The sequence below is a fragment of the Phycicoccus sp. Soil748 genome (assembly GCF_001428025.1).
Lineage (GTDB): Bacteria > Actinomycetota > Actinomycetes > Actinomycetales > Dermatophilaceae > Pedococcus.
Map to the genome: position 1 here is coordinate 397,510 of NZ_LMSC01000007.1, position 14,033 is coordinate 411,542.

The following is a 14,033-nucleotide window of genomic DNA, read 5'->3' on the forward strand; positions in this document are numbered from 1 at the left end:
AGTAGGGCGGGGGCCTTCTATGTCTGCCCCGGCTCATCCGCGTCGGGCGCTGACCGACTCCTGCGCGAGCCGCCGCAGCGCGACGAGCACGGGGTCCACCATCACGGTGCCGACCACGACGGTGTGCATCGCTGCGGCCGGGCTCTCGGCGGCCAGCGCCACGTCGAGGTCCACCGCGGCGACGTCGGCCATCGCCGCGGCGTAGCGGTGCAGCGACCCGGTGGACAGCTCCACGCCGGCGGCGCGCGCCGCGGCCACCGCTGCGCTCAGCGCCCGCAGGGCCGGCGCCTCGGGCCACACCGGCCAGCCGAGGTCGTCCACCAGCGCGCCGACCTCCTCGCTGACCGGCCCCTGGTCGCCCGGCGTCGGCAGCGCGCAGTGGGCGACCCCCAGCAGCTCGTGGTGCGAGGGCGGGGGAGCGGCGAGGGCCGCGAGGATCGAGTGCACGCCGGCGATGCCCACCCCGCTGTGCTCGACGAGCGCGCGCACCAGGCGCACCCGCTCCACGTGCTCGGCGCCGTACTCCGCGCGGGTGCGGCTCGTCGCCTCGCCGGGCATGAGCAGCCCCTCGCGCAGGTAGTACTTCAGGGTGTGCACGGGCACGCCGGTCGTCTCGGCGAGCTCGGAGATGCGCATCGGGACCGCTCCTGGTCTTGACATCGGATAGTGCTGCTGCCCAATATGGCAGAAGCGTCAATGGACAGCGGCACTATCCAAGGAGAACGTCATGGTCGAGCGCGTCACCCACGCCTACGAGGGCCCCCTGGCGGTCTTCCTCATCGGCCTGCGGGTCCACAAGCCGTGGCGGGTGGGCGTCGTCGGCTCCGCGGTGCGGGCGATGCCCAGGATGATCGTCGAGCTCGAGCGCAACAAGGCCGCCGCTGCCCGCGGCGAGGCCGAGTCGCTGGGCTACCTCGGGAGCCGGTCGACCGTGCACGGCCTCGGCACGACGATGATCCAGTGGTGGCGCAGCGTCGACGACATCTACGCCTACGCCAACGCGACCCCGCTCGAGCACCGGCCGGCATGGCTGGCCTTCTACCGCGCCGCCGGCACCGATCCGTCGGCCGTGACGATCTGGCACGAGACGTATGCCGTGTCGTCGGCGGAGAGCATCTACGCCGGGCCCGCGCCGTTCGGGCTCGCGGCCATCTCCGGCACCGTACCCGTCGGCCGCAGGGGTGATAGCGCGCACGAGCGGATCGCAGCCCCCGGGCGGTAGGGGAGCCCTCAGGCGTGGTTCTGCTGCTGCTGCTGGGCGTGGTGGCGGGCGAGGACCTCGGTGAGCTTGTTGGCGCCGGCGATGACCGTGGCCGCGTGCAGGCGTCCCGGCTGGCGGGACAGGCGCTCGATGGGACCCGAGATGGAGACGGCAGCCACGACGCGGCCCGAGGGCCCCCGCACCGGCGCCGAGACCGAGGCGACCCCGGCCTCGCGCTCGCCGACGCTCTGGGCCCAGCCGCGGCGACGGACGCCCGAGAGGGTCGTGGCCGTGAACTTGGCCCCGTGGAGCCCGCGGTGCAGCCGGTCCGGCTCCTCCCAGGCGAGGAGCACCTGGGCGGCGGAGCCGGCGAGCATCGACAGCGTGGCGCCGATCGGGATGGAGTCGCGCAGGCCGACCGGGCGCTCGGCGGCGGAGACGCAGATGCGGTGGTCGCCCTGGCGGCGGAAGAGCTGGGCGCTCTCGTTGGTGTGGTCGCGCAGGGCCCCGAGGACGGGGCCTGCGGCGGCGAGCAGCCGGTCCTCGCCCGCGGCGGCAGCGAGCTCGGCGAGGCGCGGCCCCAGCACGAAGCGGCCCTGCAGGTCGCGGGTGACGAGCCGGTGGTGCTCGAGGGCGACGGCCAGCCGGTGGGCCGTCGGGCGGGCGAGACCGGTGGCGGTCACCAGCTGCGCAAGGGTCGACGGCCCGGCCTCGAGGGCGCCCAGGACGATGGCCGCCTTGTCGAGAACGCCGACTCCACTCGTGTTGTCCATGGGATGATATTGCCGTCTCATCGGATGAGACGCAAATCCGTGGGCGTGTCGTGCGTGCCAACCTCGGAGAACCGCGCGGCGTGGCGCCCCCAGGCGCACGCGCGCGTGCAGCACGCAGGACGCGACGGAGGAGTGGGAGACGTGTCAGGAACTTTGGCCGAGAAGGTGTGGGACGCCCACGTGGTGCGTCGGGCGGAGGGTGAGCCCGACCTGCTCTACATCGACCTCCACCTCGTCCACGAGGTCACCTCGCCCCAGGCCTTCGACGGCCTGCGGCTCGCGGGGCGCCCGGTGCGCCGGCCCGACCTGACCCTCGCCACTGAGGACCACAACGTCCCGACGACCCCCGGACCCATCACCGACCTGGTCAGCAGGACCCAGGTGGAGACCCTGCGCCGCAACTGCGAGGAGTTCGGGGTCCGCCTGTTCCCGATGGGTGACGCCGAGCAGGGGATCGTGCACGTGGTCGGGCCCCAGCGCGGCCTGACCCAGCCGGGCATGACCATCGTCTGCGGGGACAGCCACACCTCGACCCACGGGGCGTTCGGCGCGCTGGCGTTCGGCATCGGCACCTCCGAGGTCGAGCACGTCCTGGCCACGCAGACGCTGCCGCTCAAGCCCTTCCGCACCATGGCCATCAACGTCGAGGGCGAGCTCCAGCCGGGCGTGACCGCCAAGGACATCGTCCTCGCCGTGATCGCCAAGATCGGCACCGGCGGGGGACAGGGCTATGTCCTGGAGTTCCGAGGCAGCGCCATCCGCGCGCTGTCCATGGAGGCCCGCATGACGGTGTGCAACATGTCGATCGAGGCAGGTGCGCGCGCGGGCATGATCGCCCCCGACCAGACGACCTTCGACTACCTGCAGGGCCGCGACCACGCCCCGACCGGCGCCGACTGGGACGCCGCCGTCGCCGAGTGGTCGCAGCTGCGCAGCGACGACGACGCGGTGTTCGACGCCGAGGTCCACCTCGACGCCGACGCCCTGACGCCGTTCGTCACCTGGGGCACCAACCCCGGTCAGGGCCTGCCGCTGAGCGCCGCCGTCCCCGACCCCGAGACGATGGGCGACGACAACGAGAAGGCCGCCGCTCGCCACGCCCTCGAGTACATGGGACTCACGGCCGGCACGCCGCTGCGCGAGATCAAGGTCGACACGGTCTTCGTCGGCTCCTGCACGAACGGCCGTATCGAGGACCTGCGCGCCGCCGCCGAGGTGGTCAAGGGCCGGCGGGTGGCCGACGGCGTACGGATGCTCGTCGTCCCCGGCTCGGCCCGCGTGCGGGTCCAGGCCGAGCAGGAGGGGCTGGACCGGGTCTTCACCGCGGCCGGCGCCGAGTGGCGCCTGCCCGGGTGCTCCATGTGCCTCGGCATGAACCCCGACCAGCTCGCCCCTGGGGAGCGCAGCGCCTCCACCTCCAACCGCAACTTCGAGGGCCGGCAGGGCAAGGGCGGTCGGACCCACCTGGTCAGCCCGCTGGTCGCCGCCGCCACCGCCGTGCGCGGCACGCTGTCCAGCCCCGCCGACCTCGTCGAGGTCGGTGCCACCGCAGGTGCCCCGGGCGCCTCGAGCGAGGGGAGCAAGTGATGGAGGCCTTCACCACCCACACCGGGATCGGCGTGCCGCTGCGGCGCAGCAACGTCGACACCGACCAGATCATCCCCGCGGTCTACCTCAAGCGGGTCACCCGCACCGGTTTCGAGGACGGCCTCTTCGCTGCCTGGCGGCGCGACGAGACGTTCATCCTCAACAACCCTGCGTACTCCGCCGGGTCGGTGCTCGTGGCCGGCCCCGACTTCGGGACGGGCTCGTCGCGCGAGCACGCGGTCTGGGCCCTGATGAACTACGGCTTCCGGGTCGTGCTGTCATCCCGGTTCGCCGACATCTTCCGGGGGAACAGCGGCAAACAGGGCCTCCTGACCGCGCAGCTGGCCCAGGACGACATCGAGCTCATCTGGAAGTACCTCGAGAACGAGCCGGGCGCCTCGGTGACCGTCGACCTCGTGTCCCGGAGCGTCACGGCGGGCGACATCGTGGCCCCCTTCGAGGTTGACGACTACACCCGGTGGCGCCTCCTCGAGGGCCTCGACGACATCAGCCTGACGCTCCGTCACGAGCAGGACGTGACCGACTTCGAGGCTCGTCGACCCTCCTGGAAGCCGTCGACCAAGGCGGGCTGAGGTCCGGCGCGCCGACACGGCGACGAAAACCTTTGGCGGACCGGCTGGTTCGCCGTCGCAGGGCCCGGGCGGGGTGTGCCCGGGCCCTCTCGGCGTCGCGGTACGGTGTCGCCGACTCCACTTGGGTGGGCGAATTGCGTTGCCTCGCAACGCAACTGCATGGCCGTCTGGTCTGGCGCGAGGCACATCCCTCCAACGGTGCGCGACGCGCCTACTGAGCCTCGCGGAGTACTCCCGAGCGCCTGAATCCGTTGCGACACAATGGATCAGCTGGTCCGGATGGTGGACGGGGCCCCCGTTGCGCCCTAACGTCAGACTCAAGTCGGGCACAGGCTCGGCCGCCCACCGCGTCGGACCCAGGGGTCCGGCACCACCAACCCTGTGGAGGGGAAGCCGTGAACAAGGCAGAACTGATCAAGGAGCTCGAGTCGCGACTCGGCAGCCGCAAGGCTGCCAGCGAGGCGCTGACCGCCGTCGTCGACGTGGTCATCCGTGAGGTCGCCAAGGGCGGCAGCGTGGCCATCACCGGCTTCGGCACCTTCGAGCAGGCCGCTCGGGCCGCCCGCACGGGCCGCAACCCCCGCACCGGCGCCGCCGTGAAGATCAAGAAGACCGTCGTCCCCAAGTTCCGCGCGGGCTCGGCGTTCAAGGATGTCGTGAAGAACCCCCGCTCGCTGCCCAAGACGGCGGTGGCGGGTGCTCGTGCCGCAGCCGGCACGGCCAAGACGACGACGGCGAAGTCGGCCACCGCCGCGAAGAAGACGGCCACGAAGGCCGCCCCCGCGAAGAAGGCAGCCACCAAGGCAGCCACCACCAAGTCGGCCGCCGCGAAGTCGACGACCGCCAGGAAGACGACCGCCACCAAGGCGGCGCCGGCCAAGAAGGCCACCGCCACCAAGGCGACCACGACCAAGGCCGCCGCCCGGAAGGCGACCGCGACCAAGGCCACCACCGCCAAGGCCACCACCGCCAAGGCCGCGACCACCCGGAAGTCGACCGCCACGAAGGCGGCCCCGGCCAAGAAGACCACGCCCGCCAAGAAGACGACGGCCACCAAGGCCGCCACGAAGGCCACGACCACCCGGAAGACGACCGCCACGAAGGCGGCGCCGGCCAAGAAGGCGGCCCCGCCCAAGAAGGCGACGGCCACGAAGGCGGCTCCCGCCAAGAAGGCCGCGACCAAGCGCACGGCCAAGCGCGCCTGACCCGGCGCACGCCCGTGGGGCCGGCACCCCCCTCGGGGTGTCGGCCTCTTCGGCTCTTTGGGATGCTTGCGCCATGGCAGACATCCTCACCGTGAACGGTGGCTCACCGCTGGTCGGAGACCTCGAGGTCCGCGGGGCCAAGAACCTGGTCTCGAAGGCCATGGTGGCGGCCCTGCTGGCCGAGGGACCCTGCCGACTGCGCAACGTCCCGGAGATCTCGGACGTCAAGATCGTCTCGGGTCTGCTCGAGCTCCACGGCGTCAAGATCGACTCCACCGACCGCGACGGCGAGCTGCTGCTCGACCCGACCAACGTCGAGCAGGCGCACGTCGCCGACATCGACGCCCACGCCGGCTCGTCCCGGGTCCCCGTGCTCCTGTGCGGCCCCCTCCTGCACCGCCTCGGTGAGGCCTTCATCCCCGACCTCGGCGGCTGCCGCATCGGTGAGCGACCGATCAACTACCACCTCGACGTGCTGCGCCAGTTCGGCGCCGACGTCCAGAAGCGTCCCGAGGGACTGCGCCTCACCGCGCCGGAGGGCCTCAAGGGCACCCGTATCCAGCTGCCCTACCCCAGCGTCGGCGCCACCGAGCAGGTCCTCCTGACGGCGGTCCGCGCCCAGGGCGTGACCGAGCTGCGCAACGCCGCCGTCGAGCCCGAGATCCTCGACCTCATCGCCGTCCTGCAGAAGATGGGGGCGATCATCAGCGTCGAGACCGACCGCGTCATCAAGATCGAGGGCGTCGACCGCCTCGGCGGCTACGACCACCGGGCCATCCCGGACCGCATCGAGGCCGGCTCCTGGGCCTGCGCCGCGCTCGCGACCCGGGGCGACGTCTACGTCCGCGGGGCCCAGCAGCTCGCGATGATGCCGTTCCTCAACGTGTTCCGGAAGATCGGCGGCGACTTCGACGTCGACGACGAGGGCATCCGGTTCTGGCACGCGGGGGGCACCCTCAACTCCCTGGTCCTCGAGACCGACGTCCACCCGGGCTTCATGACCGACTGGCAGCAGCCGCTCGTCGTCGCCCTGACCCAGACCACGGGCCTGTCGATCGTCCACGAGACGGTCTACGAGAACCGTCTGGGGTTCACCGAGGCGCTGGGGGAGATGGGCGCCGTCGTCCAGCTCTACCGCGAGTGCCTCGGCGGCTCGCCCTGCCGGTTCGGGCGGGCGAACTTCCGGCACAGCGCCGTCATCTCCGGCCCGACCCCGCTGCGGGGCGCCGAGATCACCGTGCCCGACCTGCGCGGTGGCTTCAGCTACCTCATCGCGGCCCTCGCCGCGGAGGGGCAGTCCAAGGTGCACGGCATCGAGCTCATCTACCGCGGCTACGAGCGGTTCTCCGAGAAGCTCGACGCGCTGGGCGCCGACTACCAGGTCGGCTGACCGGGGCGGCTGACCGGGGCGGACGACTCTCCGACGGGACAGCAGGAGGGCTTCCGGACCGGTCGGACGGCGTCAGCCGATGGGCTGGTCGTCGCCGATGCCGACGATCCACAACCGCTCGACGGCCCTGCCGCCGGCGTCGAGGTCGAGGCTGAGCCGCTGACCGGCGCGCAGGTGGCGCAGGGCGCTCGCGCCGAACACCTCGGCCGTGAAGGGCACCTCGCGACCGTCGTCCAGCAGCACCGAGCCCGCACCGGAGTGCTCGTCGAAGGTGTGCACGCTGCCCTGCATGCCCGGCAGCGTAGCCCGCAGCCGCAGGACCCGGTCGAGCCCCGGTCGGCTACCGGGCCGGGTCGCCCGCGAGCTCGAGCACCGCGGAGGTCAGGGGGCCCAGGCCCAGCCGCGCAGCTGCGGCGAGGTCCACGTCCTCGTCGACGTCGGTGCGCAGGCGCGGCAGGTCGACGTCGAGCCTGGTGTGACCTGCCTGCTCGTGTGCCCGCACCGAACCGGGCCCGAACCTCGGCACCAGTGCGCCGGCCTCGCGAGCCGTGAGCAGGACCGTCCCCTGGCCCGAGGCGTCGGGCACGACGGCGAGCCGGTGGTCGGTCGCCGCGCCGAGGGCGGCCACCAGGTCCTGCGGCCGCAGGGCCGGCAGGTCGCCGAGCAGGGCCGCCAGCGGTGCCCCCGGCGACGTCGACACGACGTGGTCCCGGCCGGCCACGACGGCGGCGTTCAGCCCGCGGCCCGGGTCGGCGACGAGCGCCGTACCGAGCCGGGTCGCCACAGCGACCACGCGGGGGTCGGACGTGACGACCACGACCTGCGACGCCGGGAGCGCAAGACAGCAGGCGGTGAGGCAGTCGCCGGCCAAGGCCAGGGCGAGGTCCTCGCGGGCCACGCCCGCGGGCGGGTGCAGGCGTGACTTGGCTGCCGTGCCACCCTTCACGGGCACCACGAGGTGCCAGGGCAGACCGGCTGGTCCGGGGCTCGCAGAGGTCATCGACCCGATCGTCGCAGTGGTGGCGCGGTCGCTCGACACCGACCCCCTGAGCCGCGAGGATGCACACTCGACCCGTCGCCCCCGACCTGACCACGGAGACCCCACGTGACCGCCAGCGGCACACGCACCCTGCCCTTCGCCTACCGCCTCGCGGTGGCGATCGTGCGTCCCCTGATGCTGCTGCTGACCAAGCGGACCTGGCGTGGGACCGAGAACCTCCCGACGTCCGGTGGGTTCATCGTCTGTCCCAACCACCTGTCCTACGCCGACCCGTTCACGTTCGCGCACTTCCTCTACGACAGCGGGCACCCGCCCTACTTCCTGGGCAAGGAGGCGGTCTTCCGGATCCCCGTCGCGGGCGCGATCCTGCGCGGGGCGCAGCAGATCCCGGTCTACCGCAACACCGGTCGTGCGGCGGACGCCTTCCGCGCGGCGGTGGCGGCGGTCAACGAGGGCAAGTGCGTCGGGGTCTACCCCGAGGGCACACTCACGCGGGACCCCGAGCTGTGGCCGATGGTCGGCAAGACCGGCGCCGCGCGCATCGCCCTGACGACCCGCTGCCCCGTCATCCCGGTGGCGCAGTGGGGACCCCAGGAGATGCTCGCGCCGTACTCGAAGAAGCCGAAGCTGTTCCCCCGCACGCGGGTCGTCATGTCCGCCGGTCCGGCCGTCGACCTGAGCGACCTCTACGACCAGCCGGTCACCGGTGCCCTGCTTCGACAGGCGACCGACCGCATCGTCGATGCGATCACGGTGCAGCTGGAGGCGATCCGCGGTGAGAAGGCCCCGCTGGAGCGCTTCGACTCGCGCAAGCACGGGCTGCCGGAGACGGGCAACTTCCACCGGCGCAAGGGTGGCGGCCAGTGACCAGGGCTGCAGTCTTCGGGACCGGCAGCTGGGGCACCGCGTACGCCGCCGTGCTCGCCGACGGTGGCACGCCCGTGACGATGTGGGGCCGTCGCCAGGCGATGGTCGACCAGGTCAACGCCGGCTGCAACGAGGACTACCTGCCGGGTATCGCGCTGCCGCCCGGGATCAGGGCCACTGCCGACCCGGCCGAGGCGGCCGCAGGTGCCGACATCGTCGTCCTCGCGGTGCCCTCGCAGACCCTGCGCACCAACCTCGCCGAGTGGGCGCACGTCCTGCCCCGTGAGGCCGCGGTCGTCTCCCTGATGAAGGGCGTCGAGCTCGGCACCACCAAGCGGATGAGCGAGGTCATCGCCGAGGCCGGGGGCGTGCAGCCGGGTCGCATCGTCGTGGTCTCGGGACCCAACCTGGCCAAGGAGATCGCGCAGAAGCAGCCCGCTGCCAGCGTCGTGGCGTGCGTCGACGAGCGCGTCGCCGAGATGGTCGCCGAGGCATCCAACCCGCCCTACTTCCGCCCCTACACCTCCAGCGACGTGATCGGCGTCGAGCTCGGTGGAGCGGTCAAGAACGTCATCGCCCTCGCGGTTGGCATGGCCGAGGGCCTGGGCATGGGCGACAACTCCAAGGCGTCGATCATCACCCGCGGCCTGGCCGAGACCTCGCGCCTCGGCATGAAGCTCGGGGCCGACCCCGTGACCTTCTCGGGGCTCGCGGGCGTCGGCGACCTGATCGCCACCTGCATGTCGCCGCTGTCACGCAACCGCACCTTCGGCGTCAACCTCGGCAAGGGGATGAGCGTCGAGGAGGTCGTTGCCGTGACCCGGCAGACGGCCGAGGGCGTGAAGTCGTGCGAGTCGATCCTGCAGCTCGCCCACGACCACGGGGTGTCGGTCCCGATCATCGAGCAGGTGGCAGCCGTGGTGCACGACGGCCGCAGCCCGCAGGAGGTCGTGGGCGCGCTCATGCTGCGCGCGCTGAAGAACGAGGCCGAGTAGCCCAGACCCGAGAGCCGTCGGCTCCGTTCCCTCGCTCGCGTTCTGTCAGCCGCGGAGGGCCTGGTCGAGGTCGCGCCAGAGGTCCTCGACGTCCTCGATGCCGACCGACAGCCGCAGCAGGTTCTCCGGCACGGTCCGCGGTTCCGCCGGGTGCCGGCGGCGCCGCTCGATCTGGGACTCCACCCCACCGAGGCTCGTCGCGTGGGTCCAGAGCTCCGTCGCGGCGGCGACGCGCTCCGCGCCCTCGGCTCCACCGGGTACCTCCACCGCGATGATCGCCCCGAACCCGGGGTAGCGGGCCGTCTCGACGCCGGGGTGGCTCTCGAGGCGGCCGGCGAGCTCGCGGGCGTTGGCCGTTGCGCGCTCGAGGCGCACGTGCAGCGTCCGCAGGCCGCGCAGGGCCAGCCACGTCTCCATCGGGCCGGCGATCGCGCCGCCCAGCAGGCGGGCCGTCGCCAGCCGGGCCCGGAGCTCGCGTCCGGCCTCGGTCGCGCCCGTGACCAGGGCGCCGAGGATGACGTCGCTGTGGCCGGAGAGGTACTTGGTCACCGAGTGGAGGACGACGTCGACGCCGTCCTCCAGGGGCCTCTGCACCAGGGGCGTCGCGAACGTGTTGTCGCACACCGTGACCGCGCCCGCCTCACGGGCCATGGCCGCCAGGGCGCGCAGGTCCGACACCTCGAGCATCGGGTTGGTCGGCGACTCCAGCCACAGCATGGCCGCGCCCTCGAGCGCGGTCCGCACCGCCGCCTGGTCGGTGGGGTCGACGCGCCGCACGACCGCGGCGCCGGCGCCGGCCAGCTGGTCGAGCAGGGCGGTGGTCCCGTTGTAGGCGTGGTGGGGGACCACGACCGCGCCACCGTGGGGGAGCAGCGACACCGCCGCCGAGACCGCGGCCATGCCCGAGGCGAAGACCAGCGCGTCACCACCCTCGAGGGACCCCAGCGCCTCCTCGAACGCGGTCCACGTCGGGTTGCCGCCGCGCGCGTAGTTGACCGGGCCGTCGGCGATGTAGGTCGACGACAGCTCGAGCGGCGCGTTGACGCCGGCACCGGGGGTGCGCGGCTGGCGGCCGAGGGCGACGACGCGGGAGGCGGGGGAGAGGTGCTCGTGGGTCACCCGGCCAGCGTAGGCGGCGTGCTCCGCGAGCCGTGTCCGTGCCCGGCCGGTGGGCCGGATACGCTCGTCCGCGATGACCACCGACCAGCCCGCAGCCCGTAAGCCCCGAGTTGCCGTCGTCTTCGGCGGACGTTCCTCCGAGCACGCGGTCTCCTGCGCCACCGCAGCTGGGGTGATGCGGGCCATCGATCGCGACGCCTACGACGTCGTGCCGATCGGCATCTCCCGCGACGGGCACTGGGTGCTCACCGACGGCGACCCCGACCGCCTCGAGCTGACCTCGACGCGCACCCCCGAGGTCGCGGCCGACGGAGCGGGCGTGGTCATCCCGCTGGCCACCACCGACCGCACCCTGGTGACCCTCGAGCCGCGTGAGGTGCCGAGGTCGCTGGGTGAGGTCGACGTCGTCTTCCCGCTGCTGCACGGGCCGTTCGGTGAGGACGGCACCATCCAGGGACTGTTCGAGATGGCCGACATCCGTTACGTCGGCTCAGGGGTGTTCGCCTCCGCGGCCGGCATGGACAAGCACCACATGAAGGTGATCTTCGCCGGCGCCGGCCTGCCCGTCGGGCCGTACGTCGTCATCACCGACGCACAGTGGCAGCGCGACAAGGCCGCGGCCATGGACGCCGTCGGGGCGCTGACCTTTCCCGTGTTCGTCAAGCCCGCCCGGGCAGGCTCCAGCATGGGCATCTCCAAGGTGTCGACCCCGGAGGCCCTCGAGGGGGCGATCGAGCTCGCGCGCACGCACGACCTCAAGGTCGTCGTCGAGCAGGGCATCGTCGGCCGGGAGATCGAGTGCGCAGTGCTCCAGGGCCGCGGCACCGACGAGCCGCGGGTGTCGCACGTCGGCGAGATCGAGGTGACGGCCGGCGGCGGCCACGAGTTCTACGACTTCGAGGCCAAGTACCTCGACGACGGGGCGGTGCTCTCGTGCCCTGCAGCGGTCCCGGACCACGTCGCGGCCGAGGTGCAGCGGCTCGCGCGCGCGGCGTTCGAGGCGCTCGGGTGCGAGGGACTCGCGCGGGTCGACTGCTTCTACACCGACAGCGGTGAGGTCGTCGTCAACGAGATCAACACGATGCCCGGGTTCACCCCGCACTCGATGTACCCGCAGATGTGGGAGGCGACCGGGCTCTCCTACCCCGACCTCATCGACGAGCTCCTCCAGCTCGCCCTCACGCGCCCCGTCGGTCTTCGATAGGTCCCGACCCCCGGGCCTCCGGCCTCCGGCCTCCGGCCTCCGGCCTCCGGCCTCCGGCCCGCGGCCCGCGCGCTCCCGACGCCCCCCTCTTGTTGCCAGCTCGTCGTCACGGGCGGGCCGCGAAAGGCCCTTCGTGACCATCAGCTGGCAACAAGAGGGGGATGGGCGGCGGCGGGGGGCGGGGGCTGGGGGTCGTCAGCTGCAGGTGCGGCCGGTGGCGGGGAGGGACTTGGCGGCGGGGCCGAGGGCGGGGAGCAGGAGGGGCGCGGGGTCGTAGGCGTGGGGGACCAGGACCTCGATCGCGGGGTCGCGGCCGAACGTCGTGAACCGGACGCCGTCGCTCAGGGGCTCGGCGACCCAGTCGACGCCGTCCACGTCGAGGCACTGGTCGGGAGTGGGGCCGAGGGGTGGCCAGCCGCAGGTGGCGATGATGGCGGGGTCGCCCCAGACGCGGATGTCGCGGGGGTCGCCGCGCTCGGCGACGAACGCGTCGGAAGCGGCCTGCCCACCGACGGTGGAGGGCATGAGCGGCATGGCGACCTCGCAGTCGGCGCGGTGCGGCGGGGCCGCGACCTCCACGCCGTGGTGCCGTACGGCATACAGCACTCCGCCGGCCACCCCGAGGAGGAGGAGGAGGCCGGCGGCTGCGACGATCAGGCGACGCCGACGGGCGGCGCGGTGCACCTCAGACGTGGACGACGGTGCAGGTCAGGGTGCGGGTGATCCCCGGGACGTCCTGGATCTTGGCGATCACGAGCTTGCCCAGCTCGTCGACCGTGTTGGCCTCGACGCGGGCGATGACGTCGTAGGGGCCGGTGACGTCCTCGGCCAGCACCACCCCGGCAATGCCGGCGATGGCCTCCGCGACGGACGCCGCCTTGCCGACCTCGGTCTGGATCAGGATGTAGGCCTGGACCACCACTGAGCACCTCACGTCTGTCGAAGATGGAACATGTCTTGTCCGGTCGGCCGGGACTTCGGCCTGCCGGGAGAACCCGACCGCGGCGCAGCGCCACGGCCTTGCCAGACGCTACCGTGCCGGTGTCCCGGCCGTCTCCCCCGGGCCGTCACGAGGAGGTCAAGTCATGGTCACGGGCCCGCGCACGCTGGCACAGGTGTCGGAGGGGGCCCTGCTGGCCGAGATCTTCCCGTACTTCGCCGCCCACGACGGCCTGCTCATCGGGCCGGGCGACGACGCTGCCGTCATCGCGACGAGCGGCTCGGTGGTGGCCACCACCGACGCGATGGTGCGCGGCCGGGACTGGGTCGACGAGTGGTCCACGGCCGCCGACGTGGCCAGCAAGGCGTTCACGCAGAACGTCGCGGACGTCGCCGCCATGGGGGCCGTCCCGACCTCGCTGCTCGTGACGCTCGTGGCCGACCCGCAGACGCCCGTGCAGTGGGCCGTCGACTTCGCCCGCACGCTGGGGCGGCTGGCGCAGCAGTCGTCGGTCGCGGTGGCCGGGGGAGACCTGTCGTCCGCACCCACCGGCACGCTGATGATCTCGATCGCTGCGCTGGGCGACCTGGGCGGCCGGGCGCCGGTGCTGCGCAGCGGAGCCCGGCCCGGCGACACGATCGCGGTCTGTGGCACCCTCGGCCGCTCTGCCGCTGGTCTTGCCCTGCTACAGGCCGATGCGGCAGCGCTCACCGAGGCTGACGGGGTGGGCGCCGAGTGCGTGGCCCACCACCTGCGGCCGACCGCTCCCGTGGAGGCGGGCCCGCGCGCCGCGACCGCCGGAGCCACGGCGATGCTCGACCTGTCCGACGGGCTGCTGCGCGACGGCGACCGCATCGCCCGGGCCAGCGGGGTACGGCTCGCGCTGGACTCGGCGCTGCTGCGGCCGGACACCGAGGTCCTCGAGCCGGTCGTCGGAGGCGCGGAGCCGGCGCTCGAGTGCGTGCTGGCGGGTGGGGAGGAGCACAGCCTGCTCGCGACGTTCGCCGGTGAGCTGCCTACCGGGTGGCGGCCGCTGGGCCGTGTCGACAAGGGGGAGGGCGTCACCCTCGACGGCGTGCCCCAGGCACCGCGCGGCTGGGACCACTTCGCCGGCTGACGCGCAAAGCCCGCCCTCTGCCCCCCGCCCCCCTTCGCATTT

16 protein-coding genes are annotated in these 14,033 nt (G+C 72.9%); 9 read left to right on the top strand and 7 right to left on the bottom strand.

The features are described 5' to 3' along the window. Positions 1–33 precede the first annotated feature (33 nt). Positions 34–636, bottom strand: a complete 603-nt coding sequence (locus tag ASG70_RS09605) for a MerR family transcriptional regulator (protein ID WP_056883600.1) — start codon at positions 634–636, stop codon at positions 34–36. Between the two features lie 91 nt (positions 637–727). On the opposite strand from ASG70_RS09605, the gene ASG70_RS09610 reads away from it, so the two are divergent. Further along, entirely contained in the window at positions 728–1,222 is a 495-nt protein-coding gene (locus ASG70_RS09610; protein WP_056883601.1) for a monooxygenase family protein, read from the top strand. An 8-nt stretch (positions 1,223–1,230) separates the two neighbouring features. On the opposite strand, the gene ASG70_RS09615 is transcribed toward ASG70_RS09610, so the two are convergent. Then, positions 1,231–1,974, bottom strand: coding sequence for an IclR family transcriptional regulator (locus ASG70_RS09615; RefSeq protein WP_056883602.1), 744 nt, complete (start codon positions 1,972–1,974; stop codon positions 1,231–1,233). Between the two features lie 141 nt (positions 1,975–2,115). Between ASG70_RS09615 and leuC the strand changes: the two genes are divergently transcribed. From leuC to murA, 4 genes are all read left to right on the top strand, one after another. Next, positions 2,116–3,561 (top strand): 3-isopropylmalate dehydratase large subunit, encoded by a 1,446-nt coding sequence (gene leuC, locus ASG70_RS09620; protein WP_056883603.1) that lies wholly within the window; start codon positions 2,116–2,118, stop codon positions 3,559–3,561. Then, entirely contained in the window at positions 3,561–4,154 is a 594-nt protein-coding gene (gene leuD / locus ASG70_RS09625; RefSeq protein ID WP_056883604.1) for a 3-isopropylmalate dehydratase small subunit, read from the top strand. Before leuC ends, leuD begins: the two co-directional genes overlap by 1 nt. 395 nt (positions 4,155–4,549) lie before the next feature. After that, positions 4,550–5,359 carry an HU family DNA-binding protein gene (locus tag ASG70_RS09630; protein WP_056883605.1) on the top strand — a complete coding sequence of 270 codons (810 nt, stop codon included), beginning with the start codon at positions 4,550–4,552 and terminating at the stop codon, positions 5,357–5,359. A gap of 73 nt (positions 5,360–5,432) precedes the next feature. Next, on the top strand, positions 5,433–6,749 hold the full coding sequence (gene murA, locus ASG70_RS09635) for a UDP-N-acetylglucosamine 1-carboxyvinyltransferase (RefSeq protein ID WP_056883606.1): 1,317 nt from the start codon (positions 5,433–5,435) through the stop codon (positions 6,747–6,749). Positions 6,750–6,821: 72 nt separating this feature from the next. Here murA and ASG70_RS09640 read toward each other — a convergent pair whose 3' ends face one another. Both ASG70_RS09640 and cofC read right to left on the bottom strand, forming a co-directional pair. Next, positions 6,822–7,040, bottom strand: coding sequence for a hypothetical protein (locus ASG70_RS09640; RefSeq protein ID WP_056883607.1), 219 nt, complete (start codon positions 7,038–7,040; stop codon positions 6,822–6,824). A 49-nt stretch (positions 7,041–7,089) separates the two neighbouring features. Beyond that, positions 7,090–7,749 carry a 2-phospho-L-lactate guanylyltransferase gene (cofC, locus tag ASG70_RS09645; protein WP_056884113.1) on the bottom strand — a complete coding sequence of 220 codons (660 nt, stop codon included), beginning with the start codon at positions 7,747–7,749 and terminating at the stop codon, positions 7,090–7,092. A 105-nt stretch (positions 7,750–7,854) separates the two neighbouring features. Here cofC and ASG70_RS09650 point away from each other — a divergent pair, with 105 nt between their 5' ends. Together ASG70_RS09650 and ASG70_RS09655 are read left to right on the top strand one after the other, a co-directional pair. Then, positions 7,855–8,616, top strand: a complete 762-nt coding sequence (locus tag ASG70_RS09650; protein WP_235531427.1) for a 1-acyl-sn-glycerol-3-phosphate acyltransferase — start codon at positions 7,855–7,857, stop codon at positions 8,614–8,616. Continuing rightward, entirely contained in the window at positions 8,613–9,611 is a 999-nt protein-coding gene (locus ASG70_RS09655; RefSeq protein WP_056883608.1) for an NAD(P)H-dependent glycerol-3-phosphate dehydrogenase, read from the top strand. Before ASG70_RS09650 ends, ASG70_RS09655 begins: the two co-directional genes overlap by 4 nt. 45 nt (positions 9,612–9,656) lie before the next feature. Here the strand turns inward: ASG70_RS09655 and ASG70_RS09660 are convergent, their stop codons facing one another. Continuing rightward, positions 9,657–10,730, bottom strand: a complete 1,074-nt coding sequence (locus ASG70_RS09660) for a PLP-dependent aspartate aminotransferase family protein (RefSeq protein ID WP_056883609.1) — start codon at positions 10,728–10,730, stop codon at positions 9,657–9,659. A gap of 58 nt (positions 10,731–10,788) precedes the next feature. Here ASG70_RS09660 and ASG70_RS09665 point away from each other — a divergent pair, with 58 nt between their 5' ends. Beyond that, positions 10,789–11,934, top strand: coding sequence for a D-alanine--D-alanine ligase family protein (locus tag ASG70_RS09665; protein ID WP_369818907.1), 1,146 nt, complete (start codon positions 10,789–10,791; stop codon positions 11,932–11,934). Between the two features lie 195 nt (positions 11,935–12,129). Here the strand turns inward: ASG70_RS09665 and ASG70_RS09670 are convergent, their stop codons facing one another. Together ASG70_RS09670 and ASG70_RS09675 are read right to left on the bottom strand one after the other, a co-directional pair. Continuing rightward, positions 12,130–12,618: a hypothetical protein gene (locus tag ASG70_RS09670; RefSeq protein WP_056883611.1), complete on the bottom strand. Its 489-nt coding sequence runs from the start codon at positions 12,616–12,618 to the stop codon at positions 12,130–12,132. Position 12,619: 1 nt separating this feature from the next. Further along, the gene (locus ASG70_RS09675) at positions 12,620–12,853 is read right to left on the bottom strand and encodes an Lrp/AsnC family transcriptional regulator (RefSeq protein ID WP_056884115.1); all 234 of its coding nucleotides are present in this window, start codon (positions 12,851–12,853) and stop codon (positions 12,620–12,622) included. Positions 12,854–13,019: 166 nt separating this feature from the next. Here ASG70_RS09675 and thiL point away from each other — a divergent pair, with 166 nt between their 5' ends. Further along, the gene (gene thiL, locus ASG70_RS09680; RefSeq protein WP_056883612.1) at positions 13,020–13,991 is read left to right on the top strand and encodes a thiamine-phosphate kinase; all 972 of its coding nucleotides are present in this window, start codon (positions 13,020–13,022) and stop codon (positions 13,989–13,991) included. The last annotated feature ends 42 nt before the right edge of the window (positions 13,992–14,033 follow it).

Excerpts from the sequence above, each read along its gene's own strand:
- cofC (WP_056884113.1), bottom strand. The coding sequence starts at position 7,749 with ATGACCTCTGCGAGCCCCGGACCAGCCGGTCTGCCCTGGCACCTCGTG.
- ASG70_RS09640 (WP_056883607.1), bottom strand. The coding sequence starts at position 7,040 with ATGCAGGGCAGCGTGCACACCTTCGACGAGCACTCCGGTGCGGGCTCG.
- murA (WP_056883606.1), top strand. The coding sequence starts at position 5,433 with ATGGCAGACATCCTCACCGTGAACGGTGGCTCACCGCTGGTCGGAGAC.
- thiL (WP_056883612.1), top strand. The coding sequence starts at position 13,020 with ATGGTCACGGGCCCGCGCACGCTGGCACAGGTGTCGGAGGGGGCCCTG.
- ASG70_RS09610 (WP_056883601.1), top strand. The coding sequence starts at position 728 with ATGGTCGAGCGCGTCACCCACGCCTACGAGGGCCCCCTGGCGGTCTTC.
- leuD (WP_056883604.1), top strand. The coding sequence starts at position 3,561 with ATGGAGGCCTTCACCACCCACACCGGGATCGGCGTGCCGCTGCGGCGC.
- ASG70_RS09615 (WP_056883602.1), bottom strand. The coding sequence starts at position 1,974 with ATGGACAACACGAGTGGAGTCGGCGTTCTCGACAAGGCGGCCATCGTC.
- ASG70_RS09605 (WP_056883600.1), bottom strand. The coding sequence starts at position 636 with ATGCGCATCTCCGAGCTCGCCGAGACGACCGGCGTGCCCGTGCACACC.